Here is a 20,944-nt window from a genome sequence, read left to right as displayed (position 1 = left end):
ATAACGATGTCAGGACCAATAACTTATTCAGATATAGTAAAGGTATGGCATGATAAAAAGATTAGAACAGCTTCTGATTTTGAAGCTGTTCTTTCGAATTTTAAGATTTTTTTCGCTTTTCATTCCAATAAAATAGAAGATGCTGGAGTTTCAATTGATCATACTAGGGAGATTTTTGAAAACGGTAAGGTTATCAACTATACCGGTGATTTACAAGCTCTTTTTGAAACTGAGAATCAGAAGATCTGCTACGAGTTTTTGAAGGAAAAACTTATAGCTAAAGAGCCATTATCAGGAGGGTTGATCAAACAGATGCATGAGAAGCTTACTCATGGTTGTTACGACGAGACCAGATGGGCTAAGGGCGAAAGGCCTGGTGAATACAAAAAGAATTATTATGGAGTCGGATTATCAGTAGGTGTTCCACCAGAAGATGTTCAAGAAGAGGTGGATTATATTTGTAAGGAATGATCTTCCTCCGGTCATTATCTTTGATGAAGACAAAGAGACATATTTTATGGCTCTTTGATCATTCTGATAAGATAGATGGATTCGTAACATTCATTAAAGAGCAGGCTTTAAAGACATGGTGCAGGAAGACGCCAAGAGGTAAAGAGTTTATAGCTATGTAAGGGAATTTTAATCCTACCATTTATTTTTTAGCACTTCCCCTTTCAAGTAAAGATTACCCTTAACATTTTCTTTAACCGGCGTTAGCTGCTTTTGCTTAACCATATAAGATATATTCTGACGGGAGCATTCTAATTCGTCGCAAGCGTTTGTTGTATCTAGAATGTTTCTTTTGGCAAAAGTAATAAAGTCCTTGTACTCAAGTGGGATGATTTTTCCACTTGAATAGAGGATATGCGATGGTATATCAATAGAGTTATTAAAGGTTGCAGCGTATCCGCCGGTAGCTACTTTACAGGATTCAAAGAGTTTTTTGTTTTGGAGTATCTTATCAAGCCCGTCTACCGGATCAAGCTTAGCTAAATCTATTTTCCTTGCAGTATTATCATTGAAAAAACACAAAATTGTATTATCCTCCAGAACCACACAATCAGATAGGTTTTGGAGATTTCTTTTTTGTACATATTCTGGAAGCGAATCTATTTTTTTGATATACAGGCTGTCCTGGCTGCAGCGGCCTTCTGATAGCTCGAGAAATTTCATTTCATCATAGGCTTTGAGCTTATGCGTAGTTAAGATTGATCCTATATTTTGTCTGCTACTAGGAATGATTCTTTCGCATACCCATAATTTACTGATATCACGAGGTATAGTATAGATTCCGCATTTTACGTATGCTGTAAGAAGGAGGGGAGCAGTCCATTCATCGAGTTTTTCCACAAGTTCAATATAGAAGTCGTTGGCTTTTTTGTAATATAGTAACGTGCCAATAGATAAGTTGTTTTCTTCATCAATGATTTCAAAGGCTTTCATTTTTTTACGTTTTGTAATGATAGCCATAATTAACCTCATGTCGCGAGCAAAACGAGTGACTAATGGTTCGATATTGGTGGAGCTCGCGACACCAATTCGTAATACTCCATAATCTTAGGGTACAACTATAATTTGTATTTATATCATGTGTATGAATTTTATTTGACGTGCGACAAATATGAACACACAATAATGATAAAACAATATTTGACGCGCGTCAAATACACTTGCAATCACAAAATTCCTGGTATTTAGGGCTGAAAAATCACAAAATTCCCAGCATTTTGGATCAATAAATCACAAAATTCCATTTTTTATAAAATTCCCAAAATCAAAAAATATGTTACTATATCTTGGTGTCTTTACTGAATGACGTTTGATTGAAAATTGTCATCCATTCTAGGACATTGATATGGAGGTATTATTTGTATGAATAAGCATATTAAAAGCGGCATAGCTACAATGTTTTTTATTCCGCTGTGGTATTACAAGACCACCCCGGCTCTGAACATTCATAGTGAGGGGCTGTGGTTTTTTGCAATCTCAGTAGCCATGTTTTACGGAACTATTGAGATGTTTGGAATTTCAAAAGAGCAGGGAAGACGCCCAAAAGAAAGATCTCTTCGAGTGATTTCAACTGGCTCCAGTAAAGATAATCAAAGTATGACTCTGATTAAATATATGTTCAAAAGTATTGGATTTAGAGTTGCTCTTGGGATATTTGCTTCGATGTTTATTTTGTCTTTCTTTGCTGAAGGCGAAATCTTTCATTCCAAGAAATATAGTGAGCTTATAACTGTAACTGAGGCTGATGTATCAGAAATACCTTCTGCGGAAGGAACAAGTTCCATTGCTTTGATGGATACTAAGTCAGCAACCAAACTTGGTGATAGAGAAATTGGTGCATTATCAAATGTTGTCAGCCAGTATGATGTGGCAGGTTATACCCAGATAGATTTTCAGGGCTGCCCAATCAAAACTGCACCTTTAAAATATGCGGACTTTTTTAAGTGGCTGAAAAACAAAGATACAGGTATTCCTGGATATGTTACTGTTGATCCAGTCAATATGGATGCGGAATATGTGGCATTGGATGAAGGAATGAAGTATGTTCCATCAGCTTGCTTTAGTCAGAATTTAAAACGCCACGTAAGATTTACGTATCCTACTACCATATTTTCTAATGGCCATTTTGAAATAGATGAAGAGGGAACACCCTGGTACGTGTATTCAGTATACGAGCAGCAATTTGGATTATTCGATGGTAAACAGGTGACTGGCTGTATACTGGTTAATCCGTTTAATGGTGAAACCCAAAAGCTTAGTCTTGATGAAATTCCTACATGGGTAGATGTGGTATTCAAAGGAGATCTAATCTGTAAGCAGTACAATTATTATGCTCAGCTTAATGGCGGTTATTGGAATTCAAAGTTTGGGCAGGTTGGATGTAAGAAGATTACAGAATCTTCAGATTCAGATAGTGTTTCTGACTATGGGTATGTGGCCAAAGATGGAGATATCTGGATATATACAGGTGTTACTTCTGTAAATTCAGACAGTTCTAACATAGGTTTCATTCTTTCAAATGAACGAACAGAAGAAACACTATTTATACCATGTACAGGCGCTGATGAATTTTCAGCTATGGCAGCAGCTGAGGGTGAGATTCAGGAAAAGGGGTATGTTGCATCATTTCCATCACTTATTCTGGTTGATAATAATCCAACCTATATAATGGTGCTAAAAGATAATGCCGGCTTAGTAAAAATGTATGCAGCAGTAAATGTTGAGCAGTACAATCTGGTTGCTACAGCTACAACTCAGGAGGATTGTATTGCTAACTATAAGGCACTTCTTAATGGGACACTATCTGTAGAAGAAGCAAATACAGAGAACACAACGAGTACAGCAACACCAGAGACAAAACCGATTTCTAAGGATTTGTCTGATGCCCCAACGAAGCAGATTACTATTATAAAAATAGAAACTATTGTAGAGAGCGGTAACACTTATATTTACATTGTTGATGAGAATAACAAAATTTATAAAGCGTTATATGTAGATGTTATCGATATGTTGCTTGTAAATGTTGGAGATACGATCACTATTAAAACTGATGGAGAATACTTTGTTATAGAATAGTTACAAGATAAAGCTATTTGACGCGCGTCAAATAAAAATGTCATAAGTATAAAAGCCCTCTGAACGAGGGCTTTTAATGTTTAGTTGCATTCTATGAAAATCTTTTAAATTTTCAATTTTACTTTTTCTAAATTGGCAGTATACATACTGGCTGTTGGATTCTTTATTTCAATAAGCATTCCAGAGTTCACCAATCTATCAATTACCTTGCTCCTAAAATAAGTTGATGGAGTAACGCCTATCTTAGTGGCGATTTCCTTAACGGTGTGCTTAGTGTTATAGCAATATGATAAGATTTTCAGATCGTTTTTTCCTTCCAGTATTTCTTCTACATATACATCTGGTGATTCAGCGGTAATATCAATGACGCCTTTTTCAAATGTTAGATCTGGCAAGGTCAATGTAAATGAATTTGCATCTGCGGTTATAAATGGTGCAAATTCTTCACCGGCTTTTGCATAGTCTTCTTCTATAAAATCAAATCCAGAGCCTTTTTTCTCCATGTATTTACACATCTCTAAAATATTGCAAATAATATCATTCCTTCTACGAGGGATAATAGAAGCAATATTTTTCTCTTTATAGAGTTCTCGTACACCTAAAAGCGCTCCGGGAGAAGTTATTTCAAGTCTGTCCGGAAAAATATTTATCTCAATTTGAGTACCATGCATATAGTAGTTTCTGTGTCCGATAGCATTGACTACACCTTCTGTGACAGCTCTGGCGGGATATGCTATATATGGCACAGTTTTGGTATCCACTTTTCTAAATCCATTTGCTGAATGTGAGTTAATGAAACTGATCGCTTTTTCAAGTACGGATAGTATATTGCCAGTGTACTCTTCTGAAGCTGTGACGATAGAGCCACCCTTGGTTAATCCGGGCCAGACAGTAGCAACAAGTTTTGTTCTTAAACCATCATAATCATCTGCAAAAAGTTGCATGCCTTTAGATACTATCTTGGTTTCTGTAATAGCACCTTTGGATATAAGCTCTTTTTCTGTAATCTTGGATTTTCGTTCCTCGGCAACTAAATGAAGCTTTTTATAATTGTTCTCAATATAAGGGATACCTGTTGAAGCAGTGTCGAAAGGGGTATTATCGCTCATAAGGATAAGATCTTTAATCTGCTCAGATGTGGCAATATCGGTGCGCCCATAATTTCGTACATATATACCAAGCAGTCCGTATTCGTGTAGTGACACTGGTAAATTCTTACTCTTTTCTACTGTCACTTCTATAATGTATCTTGGTTCGCTGCCAGTTACTGCATTGATTCCTTTTATATCATAAGGAATTTCCGGATCGATTCGTTCTTTTATCTGGCGATGTATCATCAAGATGATCTTATCAGCAGTTTTTTTGTCCAAGGCTACAATTTTATGTGTGTCATCCTCAACGCCAATGATTAATTTACCACCTTCAGTGTTTGCAAATGCCACAATTGTCTTGAGCCAACCTATTTCAAGATTTTTTCCTTTATCACTTTTTCCTTCTTTGATTATCCCTTTATATTCAGTATTTTTATCTTCTAAACCATATTCTGGAAATAGCTCTTCTATGCGCATATTGGAAGCCTCCCAAATGTCTTTATATCTAAATTATAAAAAAATACAGTGAAGTTGTAAACAAAAACTTCACAGCACTTCACTAAAAACTACACTATACTTCACTAAAAACTTCACAGTGCTTCACTACAAAATACACTACACTTCATTAGATAATTCACTTACTTCATTCCACAAATTGCAACTATACTTCTACAGAGTTATAATATAATTATACTTCCAGAGAAGTATAGGAGATGTTTATGGAAAAGATCATTTTATATCACGGTTCAGAGAAAATTATTAAAAAGCCCGTTTTAACAGGTGGGAAGATAAGCAATGATTATGGACAGGGTTTTTATTGCACAAAGCATTTAGAACTTGCCAAAGAATGGGCTGTAGATGATGAAAGGCCTGGTTTTGTCAATTCTTATGAAATAGATATTGATGGACTTAGGATTCTGGATCTTAACAGTAAGGATTATTCTATTTTGCATTGGCTGACTGTATTGTTGGAGCATCGTAACGTTAATATTAATAGTCCTATTGCTCAAGATGGTCTTGATTATTTAAAGAACCATTATCATGTGGATTTAGAAGATTATGATCTTATATTGGGATATAGGGCAGATGATTCTTATTTTTCTTTTGCCAGAGCATTCATCTCAAATACTATCAGTATAGCTCAGTTAGAAAAAGCAATGTACCTTGGCGAACTTGGAACACAATACTTTATTAAGAGTAAAAAAGCTTTTTCTAAATTAAAGTTTATTGAAGCTATTCAGGTTGATAATGCCTCTTATTATCCCAAGAAAATGTCCAGAGATAAAAGTGCTAGGGATAGTTTTTACAATATTTCAAATACTATTGATAGAGATGGCGTATATCTGGTAGATCTGATGAGAAGGGAGAAATAGATTTATGCATGCATATGATCAACTGTATCTAAGTGATGCGATGATGAATCTGGCAGATGCATTTGATGTAGCGGTGAATGATTACGGATTTGAGATCGATTTTTTCATGCATCTATTTATTAATTCAGGTATAGCGGCTCAGTTTGAAGTGGGTAATCCAAGGTATGTTGCAGGTAAATCAGGCACAGAGCTGGTTGAATGTGTTGTTTCAAAGATATATGGAGATGATAGTCTGAAAAAAATCGATCTGTCATATTCAGAACCAACAAAAGAATACTGGACGGGATGGGTGCTTGCTTATTATCAATGGGAATCTGGTAAAACATTTAAAGAAATCCAGAGAATCATTACGCCTGCGCAGCTGCGAATGAAATATCATCCCTATCATGAAATGGATGAGGAAAAAGTTGTTGAATATATAAACGAAAAGGCTAAAAATATGGCTTCGGTCAGACGGATTCAGGCATATAGAAAGCTTCTTGGGATGTCTCAAAGCCAGCTTGCAAGTGAATCCGGAGTTAATCTAAGGACTCTGCAGCAGTATGAGATAGGAGCAAAGGATATAAATAAGGCGTCCGTTGCAACTGTTTTAGCTCTTAGCAGAGTTTTGAAATGTGATGTGAAAGATTTGTGCGAGATGTAACCTTTACAAAAACATTTTAAAAAAATCGAAATCAGGTTGTTGACCTGATTTCTTTTTTGTGATAATATCCTACTAAGTCGATAGGAAATATAGTTTAAACATCAAAAAGCTATAAAACAGCCGTTAATAAAAGGAGGACAAATATTATGAAGAAGAATCTATTTAACAAAGTAACTGGACTTGCTCTTGTGAGCGCACTTGCAATGACAGGACTTACAGCTTGCTCATCTACAAGCGCAGCAGGTAGTGATGCAGCTAATAATACAGTTTCAGCAGATACAGATAATACAGAGAGTTCTTCAGATGGATATAGAACACTTGACCAGATCAAGGAGAGTGGTGTGATCAACATCGGTGTATTCTCAGACAAGAGCCCATTTGGATATGTTGATGAAAATGGTGATTATGCAGGCTATGATGTATACCTTGCAGAGAGACTGGGTCAGGATCTTGGAGTTGAGATTAATTATGTATCTACAGAAGCAGCTAACAGAATTGAGTATCTTCAGACAGGTAAGGTTGATATAATCCTTGCTAACTTCACTGTTACAGAAGAGAGAGCACAGGAAGTTGATTTTGCTCTTCCATACATGAATGTAGCTCTTGGTGTTGTATCACCTGAGGGTGCTGTAGTAGACAGTCTTGATAGTATAGGCGTTGATGATCAGGTTATCGTTATCTCCGGAACCACAGCAGAGACATATCTTACCAAGAACTATCCTGATATCAAGCTTCAGAAGTATGATGCATATGCAGAAGCTAAGACAGCATTTGAGAACGGCAACGGTGTTGCATGGGCTAATGATAATACAGAGGTTATAGCTTTTTCTCTTGAGAACGAAGGCTATGTTGTAGGTATACCTTCACTTGGTGATCAGGATACAATCGCACCTGCTGTTACTAAGGGTAATGAAACTCTCCTTGCATGGCTTAACGACGAGCTTGTAGCACTTGGCAGTGAGAACTTCTTCCATGCAGATTATGAAGCTACACTTCTTGATACATATGGCGCAGATTATGAAGATACACTCGTACTTGAACCTTCCAAACAATAATAGACATTTGCTTTAAAATATGAATTTTTGCATGACACTTTAAAATTAGTGATCAATAGTGCATTAGAACCAAAGATGAACGAAAAACCATAAAGGGAAACTGAGTAATGGACTATGCGGTTATAGAAAGCTATCTTCCTTTATATAAGGATGCGCTTCTCCTTACTCTTAAGATAGGATGGCAGGGCATCGCCTTGAGCCTTTTGATAGGCCTTGCGGGCGCTGCCATCTTACATTTTAAGGTGAGGATTTTAAAAAATATAATAGGAATATATATCGAGCTTTTTAGGAACACACCACTTCTGGTACAGCTTTTCTTCTTGTATTTTGCTCTGCCCAAGGTAGGAATAAAGATTACAGCCCAGACCTGCGGAGTTCTGGGACTTGGACTTTTGGGTGGTGCTTATATGATAGAAAGTTTTAGAAGCGGTCTTGAGTCGATCGCTGTTATCCAGACAGAGAGTGCACTTAGTCTTGGTATGTCCAAAGAGCAGACATTTTTCTATGTAATCCTGCCTCAGGCAGTATCCATAAGCATTCCCGGACTTCTTGCAAATGTCATCTTTTTGTTAAAAGAGACATCGGTTTTTTCAACCATAAGCCTTATGGACCTGATGTTTACAGCCAAGGACCTTATCGGAATGTATGCCAAAACTATAGAATGCTTATTCCTTCTGGTAGTCTTCTATCTGATAATGCTGCTTCCGGTATCCATTCTTGGTTCTGCTTTGGAAAGGAGGCTTCGCTATGCAGGATTTGGGGATTGATGTTTTATTTAAAGGAACCAACTTCCTTCGCCTTCTCCAGGGTTTGTGGGTATCAGCCAGGATCAGCCTTATATCAGTTGTGATCAGCATACTGCTTGGTCTATTAGTTGGAATTTTGATGACTTTAAAAAATCCTGTTCTTCGCGCAGTTTTAAAAGTTTATCTTGAGATAGTCAGGATCATGCCACAGATGGTTCTTTTGTTTATAGTATACTTTGGAACCACCAGAGTCTTTGGCTGGGACTTATCTGCAGAATCGTCAGCTATATTCGTGTTCTGCTTCTGGGGAACTGCAGAGATGGGTGATCTGGTACGAGGATCTATCAAAAGTATAAATAAGATACAATTCGAATCATCCTTTGCACTTGGTATGAGTAAGCTCCAGACATACCTATATGTAATACTGCCTCAGACGATCAGAAGGCTGATTCCTCTTTCTATAAATCTCATAACCAGAATGATCAAGACGACATCGCTTGTGATGATGATAGGAATCGTAGAGGTATTAAAGGTTGCCCAGCAGATAATCGAGGCCAACAGGAAGGCATCGCCAAATGCGGCATTTGGAGTATTTGCAGTTGTCTTTTTGCTTTATTTTCTTGTTTGCTGGCCTATCAGCAGACTGTCAGTATATTTAGAGAAGAGGTGGGCTCTGTGAGCGAAGTATTAAAGGTCAAGAATTTACATAAAGAGTTTGGCGCAAATGTTGTATTAAAAGATATAAATCTCTCGGTGGATAAGGGAGAGGTTGTCGTGATCATAGGCCCGAGCGGATGTGGTAAAAGTACCTTCCTGCGCTGCCTTAACGGCCTTGAAGAGATTCAGGGCGGCGTCATCACTGTGGACGGACTCCCTGTAGAATCCGGCAAAAAAGAGATCACGAAGCTTCGCCAGAAGATAGGAATGGTGTTTCAGTCCTATGAACTTTTTCCTCATCTGTCTGTGATCGATAACCTGACGCTGGCTCCTACCAAGGTTCAGAAGAGAAAAAAGGAAGATGTAGTCAAGGAAGCTACAGAGCTTTTAGACAGAGTTGGATTACTTGACAAAAAAGACTACTTCCCCCGCCAGTTATCAGGCGGTCAGAAACAGCGAGTTGCAATAGTCAGAGCGCTTCTTATGCATCCGGAAGTTCTGCTGTTTGACGAGGTTACAGCGGCTCTTGATCCTGAGATGGTTCACGAGGTACTTGAAACAATGCTAAGACTGGCCAAGTCAGGCTCTACAATGCTTATAGTAACTCATGAGATGAGCTTTGCAGAGGCTGTTGCAGACAGGATCCTTTTCTTCGATAACGGGGAGATCGTTGAAGAGGCAGAGGATGTTAAGGGATTTTTTAAAGAGCCTAAGACAGAGCGTGCAAGGAAGTTCTTAAGAACGTTTGAGTATGACAGCGCGCTTTATATATAAAAGACAATATATTTTAAGCGGCAGATGAACTGATCTGCCGCTTTGTTGTGGTGTGCAAATTCTTTGTGGATGCTGGTCCGTCCAAGCGGGGAGTTTTAGTATATAATTGATATTAATAACTCAAACATTACCGCAATGTTGCGAAGCTTGAGCAAAAAAGACTAGAATATGGGGGAGATCAAGATGGGTTTTATGTATGAGGTTCCGGATTATAAGAAGCTGAGAGTTATCGTGGATACAGATGCTGCTTGCGAAGCAGATGATCCTTTTGCTATAGCGCATGCGCTTATAAGCCCTAAGCTCATGGTCAAGGGGATCATAGCAGAGCACTTTAAGGAAGCAGGGTCTATGGAGCGCAGCTATAAGGAGATTGAGACAATTCTTGAAGCTATGGACCTTAACGTTCCGATATTTAAAGGTCAGGACGGACCATTATCTGAGGATGAGAGCGTATCAGATGCAGTAAGATTTATAATAGATGAAGCCTTAAAAGAGGATGACCATAAACTTTTCATACTCTGTCAGGGAGCTATAACCAATGTAGCCAAGGCTATAAGTGTAGAACCAAGGATCAAAGATAAGATCACCGTGATATGGATAGGAACACACGGTGAAGCTCCTTGCAAAGCGCCGTTTACAGAATTCAACTCAGTCAATGACATCCCAGCTGCTAACCTCGTACTTAGCAGCGGCATAGACCTATGGCTTGTACCATCACATGTATATATTACAGTTAATATAGGACTTGCAGAGATACAGCGTAGGATCAGACCCTGCGGCAAGATAGGAGAGCATTTGTTTAAAAATATGACAGATTATAACATCTCCCCCTACGCCTGCTGGACCCAGGGCGAAAGCTGGTCACTGGGAGACTCCCCAGCGATAGCTATTGCGATCAACCAAGGATGCGGTCACTATCACTACGCCAGGGCCCCATACGTAGCCGATGACACTTCATCTGTTATCAAAGAAGATAACCCTCAGATTCGCATATATACCGACATCGATTCACGATATGTACTGGAAGATTTTATATCCAAACTTGAGATTTCATACGGAGACAACTAATCCTTATCGATCTCCCACCTGCTACATTGCGTTTATGGAAGAACCGTAATCTCACATTCGATCTGGGGCAAACACGAATCAAAATGAATTATAATTAAACCAAACTTCCCACCCTAGTGGTGCAGTATTAAAAAAGGCTTTGACGGGGCTGGCAGAATATAAATCATTTCCGCGCTTTTTAATTGATTTATAAAATTCATGAGCGTGATAGATGGAGTTTTTTATTCTGCCCGGGGTCTGCATGTCTGAGCGAAGCGAGTTTCAGACCCCAGAATAAAAAGCTCCAGATATCATGCCATGAATTTATAAATCAATTAACAGCGCGGAAATGATTTATATTCTGCCAGACTCGCCAAAGCCTTTTTTAATACTGCACCGCTAGGGTGGGAAGATTCCGCGACACATAAACAGTAGGAGTTATCATGGATTATATTTTAAGCGATCTTAGGAATCACTTTAGTTATTCTTATATGACAAGTTCGGGATATATTGCCATATGTATTATGGTAGTATTTTTTCTTGCTGTGATACTCCTGATCCCCGGACGGAAGATGCATGACAGAGTACTGCTTGCACTATTTTTCGGATTCATGTTCGGAGTATATTCTCTTACAGTCCTCATGCGAGGTTCCAGAGCGATAGGAAGATCAGTTTCCCTTATGCCATTCAATTGGTATACTGTACTTAAGAATACAGGCAATCCCAATCTTGCCTGGCTTGCTCTTGAGAACTGCCTGATGCTCATGTTCCCGGCTTTTCTCCTAGGTATTATAATAAGAAACGTAAGACCTTTTAGAAGGATCATGATGGTCACACTTATCATGGCAGCTTTTTCACTTACTATAGAATACACTCAGCTGGGGCTGAATATCGGTGTATTTGAGATGGATGATTTCTTGTGCAATACATTGGGCGCTTTTGTAGGAGTACTTATAGCCATGTGCGTTACAGCTACACCTGCATTTAAAAGTATGGACAGAAGAGTTCCATTTCCAAGGTGATCTTTTTGTATGGCGGATAGCCCATTAAGTATACGAGGTTTATTATGAATATAGCACTTATCATAGCCGGTGGAAGCGGCGAGAGGATGCATCAGGATATCCCTAAGCAGTTCCTTTCTATAAACGACAGACCGGTAATAGTATATACACTTGAAGCTTTCGAGCATCATCCTGAGATAGATGAGATAGCAGTTGTCTGTATAGAAGGCTGGGAACAGGTTCTTATGGCCTATGCAAGGCAGTTTGGTATCACTAAGCTTAAAAGCGTGATCCCAGGCGGCGACTGCGGACAGGCATCTATAAGAAATGGCGTCTATGCTCTGGAGAAGAGCCATGCTAAGGATGACATAATCCTGATCCATGATGCCATAAGGCCTCTTGTATCAGCTGAGATAATATCAGACTGCATCAGAGTTACAAGCATGTATGGCAATGCTATAGCTGTTATCCCCTGTGCAGAAGCTATGCTCACAACTGACGATGAGAAGGTATCTACAGGTTCATATCCAAGGGATGGACTTAAGAGAACACAGACTCCTCAGGGCTTTAGGCTTGGAGATATATGCGATCTTCATAGAAGAGCTCTTGACAAGGGCATTACCGGTTCTATAGCATCATGTACCCTTATGATAGAAATGGGGCAGCAGGTTCATTTTTCCATAGGTTCTGAAAAAAATGTAAAGCTGACAACACTTGAAGATATAGATATATTCAAGGCTCTTTTGTCAGCAAAACGTAGTGAATGGCTCAAGCAGTGATAGCAGGGAATATTTATGAATCTATATAAAAGCGATCTATATATGTCAGATCTTGATCTTATCATAGAGCATACAGATGTGCTTAAGGATATGAAGGGAACATCTGTCCTTATCGTAGGTGCAAGAGGTATGGTATGCTCTGCTATAGCTGATCTTCTTTTTAGATATAATGAAAAAGAAAATGCAGGTATTCATATCTATCTTGCAGGGCGTGATGATAAGGCGCTGCTAGAGCGGTTTTCCAAATATGCAGAGTCTGAATACTGTACAGCTGTTGAGTTTGACAGTAGTAAGAAGGGGAGTCTTATAGATAAGCTTCCTGATAATATTTCTTATATCATAGATGGGATAGGACCGTCAGCTCCGTCGGATATTGGCACTCATCCAATTGATTCTTTGTATTATAATATGGGCCTTCTTAGAGAGCTTTTGGAATATGCAGATGCTAATAAGACTATCTCAACCTTATATATATCATCATCAGAAGTGTATGGCATAAGCGAAAAAGGCGGACCATTTAAAGAGGATGACTACGGTTACATTGATATATTAAATCCAAGATCTTCATATTCCTGCGGTAAAAGAAGCTGTGAGACACTTTGCGCATGCTATGCTTTTGATAGGAAAATAAAAACTGTAATAGCAAGACCCGGGCATGTATATGGGCCTACTGCAAGACCCGGAGATGATCATATCGCAGCGCAGTTTGCAATAGATGCTGCACATGGCCGTGAACTCAAGATGAAAAGCCAAGGCTTGCAACGAAGGTCATACTGTTATATGCTTGATTGTGCGTCTGCGATTCTGACGATACTACTTCGCGGTAATAGCGCAGATGCTTATAATATCTCAAATCCCGAGTCTGTGCTTACTCTTAGGAGTATGATGAGCCATATTGCAAGTGCAGGTGGTGTCAGATTATCTATAGCAGATAATGATATCTCACAGGATAGTAGCGAGGCTTTGGCTTTGGACAATACAATGTACGGTTCAAGTCTTAATGCGGGTAAGGTTTCTGATAATCCAATGCCTGATTCAAGTCTTGACTCTGATAAATTGTTGTCTCTTGGCTGGAGAGGACTATTTGATGCAAGACAAGGCGCCGATCACACGATCCGTATCATAAAACAGGCCGGTGATTAACGCAGGGGTTAATACATTTGTTAATGTAGTAAGTCTTTAACTGCTCTTATCTGCACCGGGACGCAGATAGAGAAGTTTAGGTATTAAGTTTTATTTAAGTGTTTTTGTTTTAGTATTTTAGTTAGAGGTTTTAGTTTTGGAATTACGTACAGATTTACATACGCATACTCTGTATTCAAGACATGCGTATTCGACCATTGAAGAGAATGTAAGAGCAGCATGTGCTCAGAATCTTGAGCTTTTAGGAGTTACAGATCATTTTAGTGCTATGCTTTTTCCTGATTATATGGAAAGCAAGCATTATCAGTATTTTTATAATCTGAACTGTCTTCCAAGACAGTGGTATGGTGTCAGGCTTCTTCGCGGATGCGAAGCTGACATAGTGGATCTTGAAGGTAATCTTTTTGGACACGATATAAATGCTGAAAAAGGAGTTATCGACAAGAATATAAGTGAAGCAGATTCTTTATACGGACGGGTTGCCAGAAGACTTGATTATATCATCGCATCTGTTCATAATAAGGATTTTACAGATAATGTTTCAAAGAGCCGGATCACAGATATGTATATCAAGGCTCTTTCCAATTCCAAGGTTATTATTCTTGGTCATATCGGAAGATCTGGTCTTGACTTTGATATAGACAGTGTTGTCAAAGCTGCTCGTGATATGCACAAGCTCATTGAGATCAATGAACACAGCTTTGGCTGGGATGATATGATTTACGATAGATGCAAACAAATACTTGTGCGCTGCGCGCAGCTGGGCGCTCCTATCTGCGTTTCAACAGATGCACATGTTTCATATGATGTTGGAAGATTTGATAATGTAGTTAAGCTCCTTGAAAGTGTAGATTTCCCGATGGAGCTTGTAGCTAACAGGGACGAGAAGTCATTTATGTCATATCTTCCTTCATAAGAGGATACATAAATGTCGTCACTTACGGACCTTTTATTTATTTTTAGATTCGTTCCGTGTTTTATTCTTATATATTATATAGTACCTGCTGCTATGCGCATGTGGGTACTATTTTTCGGAAGCTTTATTTTTTATACCCTTGGAGAACCAAAATGGTGCCTTGTGCTTTTGGGCGCTACTGTGATCAATTATCTGATCGCAGCTAAGACTAGTCTTGGTGATAAGAAGTTCCTTGCACTGGCTGTTTTATTGGATGCCGGTCTATTAATGTTATTCAAGATGCTGGGACTATTTATCTCCATGGATTATCTTCCTATTGGTATAAGCTTCTATGTCTTTAAGATGATATCTTATCAGGCAGATCTGTATACGGGCAAGCTTAAAGAGCGCCTTGATTTTAAGACAACTGCCTCCTACTTTTATTTTTTCCCACAGATATTGCAAGGGCCTATCATGCGTGCCGATGACATGTACAGTAGTGCGATTCTCATAGACAAGGACATATCATCAAGAAAAGAGAGGGTAGGCATATATCTAAGCAATATAGAAGATGGTCTTAAATACTTCATAGCAGGAATGTCTATGAAGATACTTATAGCTGACCATCTGGCTATACTTTGGAGAGATCTTAATACGATAGGATATGAGAGTATCTCGGCCCCTCTTTCCTGGATAGGAGCTTTTTCCTATTCACTTGACCTGTACTTTGATTTCTGGGGATATTCACTCATGGCAGCAGGTCTTGGCGTAGCTTTGGGATTTCCGTTTATTAAGAACTTTGATCACCCGTATGCTGCAAAAGGCGTCAGGGATTTTTACAGAAGATGGCACATGAGCCTTGGAACCTGGTTTAGGGACTATATCTATATACCCCTGGGAGGAAGCCGTAAGGGCGATATTCGCAGCATCGTCAACCTGTTTGTGGTATGGCTTGTGACAGGTATCTGGCATGGGGTTACTCCCAACTTTATTATCTGGGGGATGTTGTTATTCGTAATAATTCTTTCAGAAAAGTATATAATATCATTAAGTGATAAACTATTTAACGTAGTATCAAGGTTGAATGTAATCATACTGATCCCTGTTTCGTGGGTTATTTTTGCAATAAGTGATATGGACAGGCTCAAGGTATATATGACAAGGCTATTCCCGTTTTTTGGAAATAGTGCATATGTCAATTCCTCTGATTATATCAAGTATCTGGGCTTATATTGGCCGTATATATTGCCGGGACTTGTCCTTCTTATACCATGTGTATTTGATTTTTGTGAAAAGAAAAGAAAGCATCCGCTTTCTATTGTTGTCCTTTTTGCACTGTTCTGGCTTTGTATCTTTAGTATTGCAAATACAGCAGGTAATCCGCTTATGTATCTGAGATTCTAGTGTACTGACTCGTTCAAATTTAATCAAATATGAATGAGCCAGCATACTAGTGTTACTTGCTTATTTACATTTAATCCAATTACTTGTCTATGAATTTACATAACATGGGCTAATGATGATCATGAGGTCAAACATGAGCGAAGAAAACAAAAAATGGTATAACTTAATACATGCTCCACTCTTAACAGCAGTAGTTACATCGTCGCTTATCGTGACGTTTATTTCAGCATATCAAAAAGACGGTATATACTCATACTATAATTATGACTATAAGACCCCTTTGTTATCTCTTGCCATGAGAGGGATAGCTGATGGTGCCACACCATTTTATGTGACAGATGATTTTATAGAGATGACTCAGACTCACGATGCTGAGTATTATCTTGATGTTACAAGAGGTAGTATCAAGGACGGCGGCTCGGATTCTGCCGGATTGTCAAATGATAATGCAAATGGTGGTAGCGGCGGTAACAACAAGCTGGTACCTGGCAGCGGCAGTTCATCTGAAGATGATAAAAAGAATAGTGCAGATAAGGGTTCTTCCAAAGAAAATGCTGCAAATAATACAGTAGCTGGGGGATCTTCTGAAGCAGCTTCTAATACAGCTTCAAATGCAGCTTCTAATAAAGCTTCTGATGCAGGCACTGAAGGCCAGAGCCAAGATGATTCTTCTGAGGGTGATTTAAGTTCTGCTACAGGTAAGGCTGATGCTTCTACGAAAGATGCATCCGGAACTATGGATAGTAGTGAAGAAGCGCCTGTAGAGAAGTTTCCATATATGACTACTACAGGGACTGTCGATGCTGACTACTTTGCAGATGCCCTTTTTATAGGGGATTCAAGGACTGTGGGACTTTCTGAGTACTGCGAGGAGCTGGATGCACAGGCAACCTTCTATGGTAAGGTTTCACTTTCTATCTATGAAGCCAATAACAAAGCCTTTGTAAAGTCCGGTGGGAGCAAACTTACGCTTGATCAGGCTCTTGCAGGCAAGGACTTTAAGAAAGTCTATATCATGGTAGGTATCAATGAGATAGGATATGGATCAACAGATGGATGGCTCAATAATTATATAGAAGTTATCGGCAAGATACAGGCAGCATGTCCTGATGCTATTATCTATCTTCAGGCTATCATGCATGTTACGGCAGAGTATGATAACACCAAGGCACCGAATGACTCTATCAATGGAGTTATCAATACTCGAAGTGAAGCTCTAAAGACTTTGGCTGATAACAGACGGATCTTCTATCTTGATATCAATGAAGCATTTGATGATGAGTATGGCAATCTTCAGGCTGATATATCTTTTGACGGAGTCCATCTCAAAGCGGCTGCCTATACTATGTGGTATGAATATCTCAAGACCCATGCTGCTGTAGCTGCGCAGTAAAGTATATAGATTCAGAATAGAAGCGCCTCTGACAGGCCTTTATTATAATAATAAACAATGCAAATATGAACGATCGATTATAAAGATTTGACAAAAAATGTAATAACTATTATAATACGACGTTATGAAAGCAACGAAATTTAAAAAATGTTCCAAATTAAATAAAAAGGTTATCGTTATACCGGTTACAATACTTTCGGCTTTGACATTATCACTGATTTCTTATGGATCTTATGTATCTTATAAGGAATCTGCCAATGTAAGATATGCAGAAGCTGCTACTCTTGATCTGGCTTCTTATAAGGCATCTATCGAAGACTCATCAGCTGATGTGCTTTCTGAAGATAGTGCTGATAACGGCGAGCTTGAAGATACACTTCTTCTGTCAGGACGTGTAGACCAGGAAGAAGAGGAAGAGACTTATACTGTGACATGGTATGATGATGCGATACCGCTTTATGCCAACAATAATGTTAACGTAAGACTTGGCCCTGATACATCCTATGATGTAGTCACAACTCTAGCTTACGGCACACAGGTTGTTGCAACAGGTCAGACTGATAACGGCTGGTATGCACTTGATTATGACGGTCAGACTGTATATGTTATTGATGCATATATGCAGGATACAGAGCCGGAGCCGCTTGTTATAGACACAGCTCCTGTGGAATCTTCATCTGATATCATATTTGTAGGCGATTCCAGAACCGTAGGTATGGAATATGCAGTTAAGAATGGTGATTATACCTGGCTGTGCGAAGTCGGCAAGGGCTATTATTGGCTCAAGGACAATATAGATTCTATTGACGATTATGCACATGAAGGTACCAAAGTTATCATCAATCTTGGTGTCAACGATCTTGGCAATGCTTCTAAATATATAGAGCTTATCAATTCCTATATAGACCTTTGGGAAAGTAAAGGAATGGAAGTGTATTACTCAGCGGTAACACCTGTTGGCGATACAACAGTTACCAATGAGCAGATAGAGACATTTAACAGTGCACTTAAGTCGGGACTTGATTCCAGGATCAAATGGATAGACAGCTATAATTATCTTATGCAAAACGGCTTCTCATCTTCTGACGGCCTGCACTATAACAATGCTACATATACAAGCCTTTATAATTATTATATTTCAGTGATCGATTAAGATTATTTGATGGACGTATTAAGGACATGTATAGAAATACAAGGATGTATTTCTATGTCCCATTGTGTATAATAAAATATAAGAGTAAAAGTGCCACATGTTACTGCTGGCACTTTTTTTATGGCAACTCAGACTTGTTGCACAGCCTGGGGTACTGGCTTGTTCATTTTTGATCAAATAATAACAAGCCAGTACACTGGTGGTAAGTTTGAGCCTATAATAATACCGCAAGGCGGTAAATAAAAACGGGGGATATAGTTATGGCTAAGCTTTATTTCAGGTACGGCGCTATGGGCAGCTCCAAAACAGCTAATGCTCTCATGGTTCATCACAATTATCTTGAAAAAGGACAGAATGCAATCTTGTTAAAACCTAAAACCGATACTCGTGATGGCGAAAGAATCATAAAATCCAGAATGGGTCTTTCAAAAGAGTGTGATTTTGTGGAAGAGTTTTTAGAAGAAGCTGATAAATGGATAAAAGGAGAAAAAGACGACTGGAAGAATCTTGACTGTGTCATCATAGATGAAGCCCAGTTCCTTACCAAAGAGCAGGTGGACAAGTTCGCTCTTTTGGTTGATTCTTATGATCTTCCCGTTATGTGCTATGGCCTTAGAACAGATTTTATGAGCAATCTCTTCCCGGGATCTAAGCGTCTTATGGAGATAGCTGATAAGATCGAAGAGGTTCCTACTGTATGCTGGTGCGGAAGAAGAGCGCACTTTAATGCAAGAGTAGTAGGTGGCAGGATCGTAAGAGAAGGAGAGCAGGTCATGCTGGGCGGAGATGAAGCCTATGTATCAGTCTGCAGACGTCACTTTAGAAGCGGCGAAGTTACAGGCGCCAGAGAACGCGACATTGATTATAAAAAATAAAAATAAAAAATTATTATAAAATGAGATTTACACTAGAGATATTCATATTCAAAGTGGAAAGCATTTAAAGCAAACGAAACACAAAAGTACCCCCAGCGCAGAGTCTGTACTGAGGGTACCTTTTTTGTCGGATATAAAATCCTTGATCAAAATTCATCGCAGATAAGGTATATCACGGATGAATCTTAGTCTTTGATATTATTTGGACCATACGCTGAGCATCTTAACGAGCTTTTCTTTGTCCTTGTTGCTAAGTTTTGATACGATCGTGTTGATCTTCTTATCAATTGCGGACTGCTTGTAAGCGGGCTCAAGTTCACCAACAAGTGAATCAAGTGTCTGGCCTGTAAGCTGAGCGAAATAGATCAGGATATGGAGAGACATCGCTGTACGATTGTTCTCAACATTGCTGATATAGCCTGGAGTTACGCCAAGAGCCTTAGCAAGGTCACTCTGTGTAAGACCACAGGACTGACGCAGCTCTTTAACTCTCTTGCCGTACTGCTCTTTAGCCATCTTTCTGTCAGCTACGGATACGGACTTCAAAGGATCAGCTACAAGAACCTTCTTGTCGACAGCCTTCTTGGTAGCAGGCTTTTTAACAGTTGTAACCTTCTTAGCGGTAGCTTTCTTAGCTGCTGCGATCTTCTTTGCAGGAGCTTTCTTAGCAGCTGCAACCTTCTTGGTTACAGTCTTCTTAGCAGCCTTCTTGATAGAAGTTACTTTCTTAGCTACAGGCTTTTTAGCTACAGCCTTCTTAGCTGTTGTAACCTTCTTTGCAGGAGCTTTCTTAGCAGCTGCAACCTTCTTAGCTACAGTCTTCTTGGTAGCAGCCTTCTTGATAGCAGTCTTCTTAGCTACGGTCTTCTTGGTTGCGGGCTTTTTAGCTACTGTCTTTGTAGCGGCTTTCTTTGCTACAACCTTCTTAGCAGGTGTAGCCTTTGCAGCTGTCTTCTTAGTAGCAGTTTTCTTAGCTTCAGCTTTTTTTGCAGCGGGCTTCTTAGCTTCGGTCTTCTTAGCTTCAGCTTTTACTGCTGCAGTCTTTTTTGCAGCCGGCTTCTTGGCAGCTACTGCCTTTTTGGCCGTTACAGGTTTCTTTGCAGCTTTTGCTGCAGGACTTGCTTTTGCCATGATTTTTCTCCTTTTTTCAAAAAATCTTTAAGGCGCCCTGAAAAATCAGGACACAAAGTTAACGAAAAAACGGTTCCAAATCATATTTCGCCAAAAATATTAAAAATATTAGGGTTTACCAAAAAAATATTTAAAATAATATAAAAACAATGACTATTAAGATACTTTTTTACTAATTCTATGCTTTTGATAATACAGT

The 20,944-nt window shown here is 39.0% G+C and carries 21 protein-coding genes; 18 read left to right on the top strand and 3 right to left on the bottom strand.

The window, feature by feature from the left end:
• Positions 1-6: 6 nt before the first annotated feature.
• Together I7804_RS01135 and I7804_RS01130 are read left to right on the top strand one after the other, a co-directional pair.
• Positions 7-471 (top strand): hypothetical protein, encoded by a 465-nt coding sequence (locus tag I7804_RS01135; RefSeq protein ID WP_248404525.1) that lies wholly within the window; start codon positions 7-9, stop codon positions 469-471.
• A 20-nt stretch (positions 472-491) separates the two neighbouring features.
• Complete coding sequence (locus I7804_RS01130; RefSeq protein ID WP_248404523.1) at positions 492-632, top strand: hypothetical protein; 141 nt, start codon at positions 492-494, stop codon at positions 630-632.
• Positions 633-645: 13 nt separating this feature from the next.
• Here I7804_RS01130 and I7804_RS01125 read toward each other — a convergent pair whose 3' ends face one another.
• Positions 646-1,482: a hypothetical protein gene (locus I7804_RS01125; protein WP_248404522.1), complete on the bottom strand. Its 837-nt coding sequence runs from the start codon at positions 1,480-1,482 to the stop codon at positions 646-648.
• 390 nt (positions 1,483-1,872) lie between these two features.
• On the opposite strand from I7804_RS01125, the gene I7804_RS01120 reads away from it, so the two are divergent.
• Positions 1,873-3,585 (top strand): hypothetical protein, encoded by a 1,713-nt coding sequence (locus I7804_RS01120; RefSeq protein ID WP_248404520.1) that lies wholly within the window; start codon positions 1,873-1,875, stop codon positions 3,583-3,585.
• Positions 3,586-3,689: 104 nt separating this feature from the next.
• On the opposite strand, the gene I7804_RS01115 is transcribed toward I7804_RS01120, so the two are convergent.
• Complete coding sequence (locus tag I7804_RS01115; RefSeq protein ID WP_248404518.1) at positions 3,690-5,153, bottom strand: ATP-binding protein; 1,464 nt, start codon at positions 5,151-5,153, stop codon at positions 3,690-3,692.
• A 242-nt stretch (positions 5,154-5,395) separates the two neighbouring features.
• Here I7804_RS01115 and I7804_RS01110 point away from each other — a divergent pair, with 242 nt between their 5' ends.
• From I7804_RS01110 to I7804_RS01040, 15 genes are all read left to right on the top strand, one after another.
• Positions 5,396-6,049 carry a DUF3990 domain-containing protein gene (locus I7804_RS01110; RefSeq protein WP_248404516.1) on the top strand — a complete coding sequence of 218 codons (654 nt, stop codon included), beginning with the start codon at positions 5,396-5,398 and terminating at the stop codon, positions 6,047-6,049.
• 4 nt (positions 6,050-6,053) lie between these two features.
• Entirely contained in the window at positions 6,054-6,692 is a 639-nt protein-coding gene (locus tag I7804_RS01105) for a helix-turn-helix domain-containing protein (protein ID WP_022756449.1), read from the top strand.
• A gap of 146 nt (positions 6,693-6,838) precedes the next feature.
• On the top strand, positions 6,839-7,747 hold the full coding sequence (locus I7804_RS01100) for a transporter substrate-binding domain-containing protein (RefSeq protein ID WP_248404514.1): 909 nt from the start codon (positions 6,839-6,841) through the stop codon (positions 7,745-7,747).
• A gap of 107 nt (positions 7,748-7,854) precedes the next feature.
• The gene (locus I7804_RS01095) at positions 7,855-8,514 is read left to right on the top strand and encodes an amino acid ABC transporter permease (protein WP_248404512.1); all 660 of its coding nucleotides are present in this window, start codon (positions 7,855-7,857) and stop codon (positions 8,512-8,514) included.
• Positions 8,495-9,172: an amino acid ABC transporter permease gene (locus tag I7804_RS01090; RefSeq protein WP_248404510.1), complete on the top strand. Its 678-nt coding sequence runs from the start codon at positions 8,495-8,497 to the stop codon at positions 9,170-9,172. The genes I7804_RS01095 and I7804_RS01090 overlap by 20 nt, the downstream gene beginning before the upstream one ends.
• A complete protein-coding gene (locus I7804_RS01085; protein WP_027218965.1) occupies positions 9,169-9,924 on the top strand; it encodes an amino acid ABC transporter ATP-binding protein in 756 nt (251 codons plus the stop codon). Before I7804_RS01090 ends, I7804_RS01085 begins: the two co-directional genes overlap by 4 nt.
• Before the next feature lie 183 nt (positions 9,925-10,107).
• The gene (locus I7804_RS01080; protein ID WP_248404508.1) at positions 10,108-10,992 is read left to right on the top strand and encodes a nucleoside hydrolase; all 885 of its coding nucleotides are present in this window, start codon (positions 10,108-10,110) and stop codon (positions 10,990-10,992) included.
• A 422-nt stretch (positions 10,993-11,414) separates the two neighbouring features.
• Positions 11,415-11,993, top strand: a complete 579-nt coding sequence (locus tag I7804_RS01075; RefSeq protein WP_022753774.1) for a VanZ family protein — start codon at positions 11,415-11,417, stop codon at positions 11,991-11,993.
• Between the two features lie 44 nt (positions 11,994-12,037).
• A complete protein-coding gene (locus I7804_RS01070; RefSeq protein WP_022753775.1) occupies positions 12,038-12,751 on the top strand; it encodes an IspD/TarI family cytidylyltransferase in 714 nt (237 codons plus the stop codon).
• A 15-nt stretch (positions 12,752-12,766) separates the two neighbouring features.
• Positions 12,767-13,894, top strand: coding sequence for an NAD-dependent epimerase/dehydratase family protein (locus tag I7804_RS01065; RefSeq protein WP_248404507.1), 1,128 nt, complete (start codon positions 12,767-12,769; stop codon positions 13,892-13,894).
• Positions 13,895-14,030: 136 nt separating this feature from the next.
• On the top strand, positions 14,031-14,810 hold the full coding sequence (locus I7804_RS01060) for a phosphatase (protein ID WP_248404505.1): 780 nt from the start codon (positions 14,031-14,033) through the stop codon (positions 14,808-14,810).
• A 12-nt stretch (positions 14,811-14,822) separates the two neighbouring features.
• Positions 14,823-16,193 carry an MBOAT family O-acyltransferase gene (locus I7804_RS01055; RefSeq protein WP_248404504.1) on the top strand — a complete coding sequence of 457 codons (1,371 nt, stop codon included), beginning with the start codon at positions 14,823-14,825 and terminating at the stop codon, positions 16,191-16,193.
• A gap of 133 nt (positions 16,194-16,326) precedes the next feature.
• Positions 16,327-17,586, top strand: a complete 1,260-nt coding sequence (locus I7804_RS01050) for a GDSL-type esterase/lipase family protein (RefSeq protein ID WP_248404503.1) — start codon at positions 16,327-16,329, stop codon at positions 17,584-17,586.
• Positions 17,587-17,710: 124 nt separating this feature from the next.
• On the top strand, positions 17,711-18,739 hold the full coding sequence (locus tag I7804_RS01045) for an SH3 domain-containing protein (RefSeq protein ID WP_248404502.1): 1,029 nt from the start codon (positions 17,711-17,713) through the stop codon (positions 18,737-18,739).
• 260 nt (positions 18,740-18,999) lie between these two features.
• Positions 19,000-19,614, top strand: coding sequence for a thymidine kinase (locus I7804_RS01040; protein WP_022756468.1), 615 nt, complete (start codon positions 19,000-19,002; stop codon positions 19,612-19,614).
• Between the two features lie 198 nt (positions 19,615-19,812).
• On the opposite strand, the gene I7804_RS19040 is transcribed toward I7804_RS01040, so the two are convergent.
• A complete protein-coding gene (locus I7804_RS19040) occupies positions 19,813-20,745 on the bottom strand; it encodes a helix-turn-helix transcriptional regulator (RefSeq protein ID WP_331477836.1) in 933 nt (310 codons plus the stop codon).
• Positions 20,746-20,944 lie beyond the last annotated feature (199 nt).

Source organism: Butyrivibrio fibrisolvens, from assembly GCF_023206215.1.
GTDB classification, from domain to species: Bacteria; Bacillota; Clostridia; order Lachnospirales; family Lachnospiraceae; genus Butyrivibrio; species Butyrivibrio fibrisolvens_C.
Note: the sequence above shows the minus strand (reverse complement) of the source record. Positions and strands in the feature narration are given on the sequence as shown.

Coding starts and splice junctions, on each gene's coding strand:
- I7804_RS01075 (WP_022753774.1), top strand. CDS start 11,415: ATGGATTATATTTTAAGCGATCTTAGGAATCACTTTAGTTATTCTTAT.
- I7804_RS01080 (WP_248404508.1), top strand. CDS start 10,108: ATGGGTTTTATGTATGAGGTTCCGGATTATAAGAAGCTGAGAGTTATC.
- I7804_RS01110 (WP_248404516.1), top strand. CDS start 5,396: ATGGAAAAGATCATTTTATATCACGGTTCAGAGAAAATTATTAAAAAG.
- I7804_RS01090 (WP_248404510.1), top strand. CDS start 8,495: ATGCAGGATTTGGGGATTGATGTTTTATTTAAAGGAACCAACTTCCTT.
- I7804_RS01125 (WP_248404522.1), bottom strand. CDS start 1,482: ATGAGGTTAATTATGGCTATCATTACAAAACGTAAAAAAATGAAAGCC.
- I7804_RS01065 (WP_248404507.1), top strand. CDS start 12,767: ATGAATCTATATAAAAGCGATCTATATATGTCAGATCTTGATCTTATC.
- I7804_RS01105 (WP_022756449.1), top strand. CDS start 6,054: ATGCATGCATATGATCAACTGTATCTAAGTGATGCGATGATGAATCTG.
- I7804_RS01045 (WP_248404502.1), top strand. CDS start 17,711: ATGAAAGCAACGAAATTTAAAAAATGTTCCAAATTAAATAAAAAGGTT.
- I7804_RS01040 (WP_022756468.1), top strand. CDS start 19,000: ATGGCTAAGCTTTATTTCAGGTACGGCGCTATGGGCAGCTCCAAAACA.
- I7804_RS01135 (WP_248404525.1), top strand. CDS start 7: ATGTCAGGACCAATAACTTATTCAGATATAGTAAAGGTATGGCATGAT.
- I7804_RS01100 (WP_248404514.1), top strand. CDS start 6,839: ATGAAGAAGAATCTATTTAACAAAGTAACTGGACTTGCTCTTGTGAGC.
- I7804_RS01070 (WP_022753775.1), top strand. CDS start 12,038: ATGAATATAGCACTTATCATAGCCGGTGGAAGCGGCGAGAGGATGCAT.
- I7804_RS01120 (WP_248404520.1), top strand. CDS start 1,873: ATGAATAAGCATATTAAAAGCGGCATAGCTACAATGTTTTTTATTCCG.
- I7804_RS19040 (WP_331477836.1), bottom strand. CDS start 20,745: ATGGCAAAAGCAAGTCCTGCAGCAAAAGCTGCAAAGAAACCTGTAACG.
- I7804_RS01115 (WP_248404518.1), bottom strand. CDS start 5,153: ATGCGCATAGAAGAGCTATTTCCAGAATATGGTTTAGAAGATAAAAAT.
- I7804_RS01055 (WP_248404504.1), top strand. CDS start 14,823: ATGTCGTCACTTACGGACCTTTTATTTATTTTTAGATTCGTTCCGTGT.
- I7804_RS01095 (WP_248404512.1), top strand. CDS start 7,855: ATGGACTATGCGGTTATAGAAAGCTATCTTCCTTTATATAAGGATGCG.
- I7804_RS01050 (WP_248404503.1), top strand. CDS start 16,327: ATGAGCGAAGAAAACAAAAAATGGTATAACTTAATACATGCTCCACTC.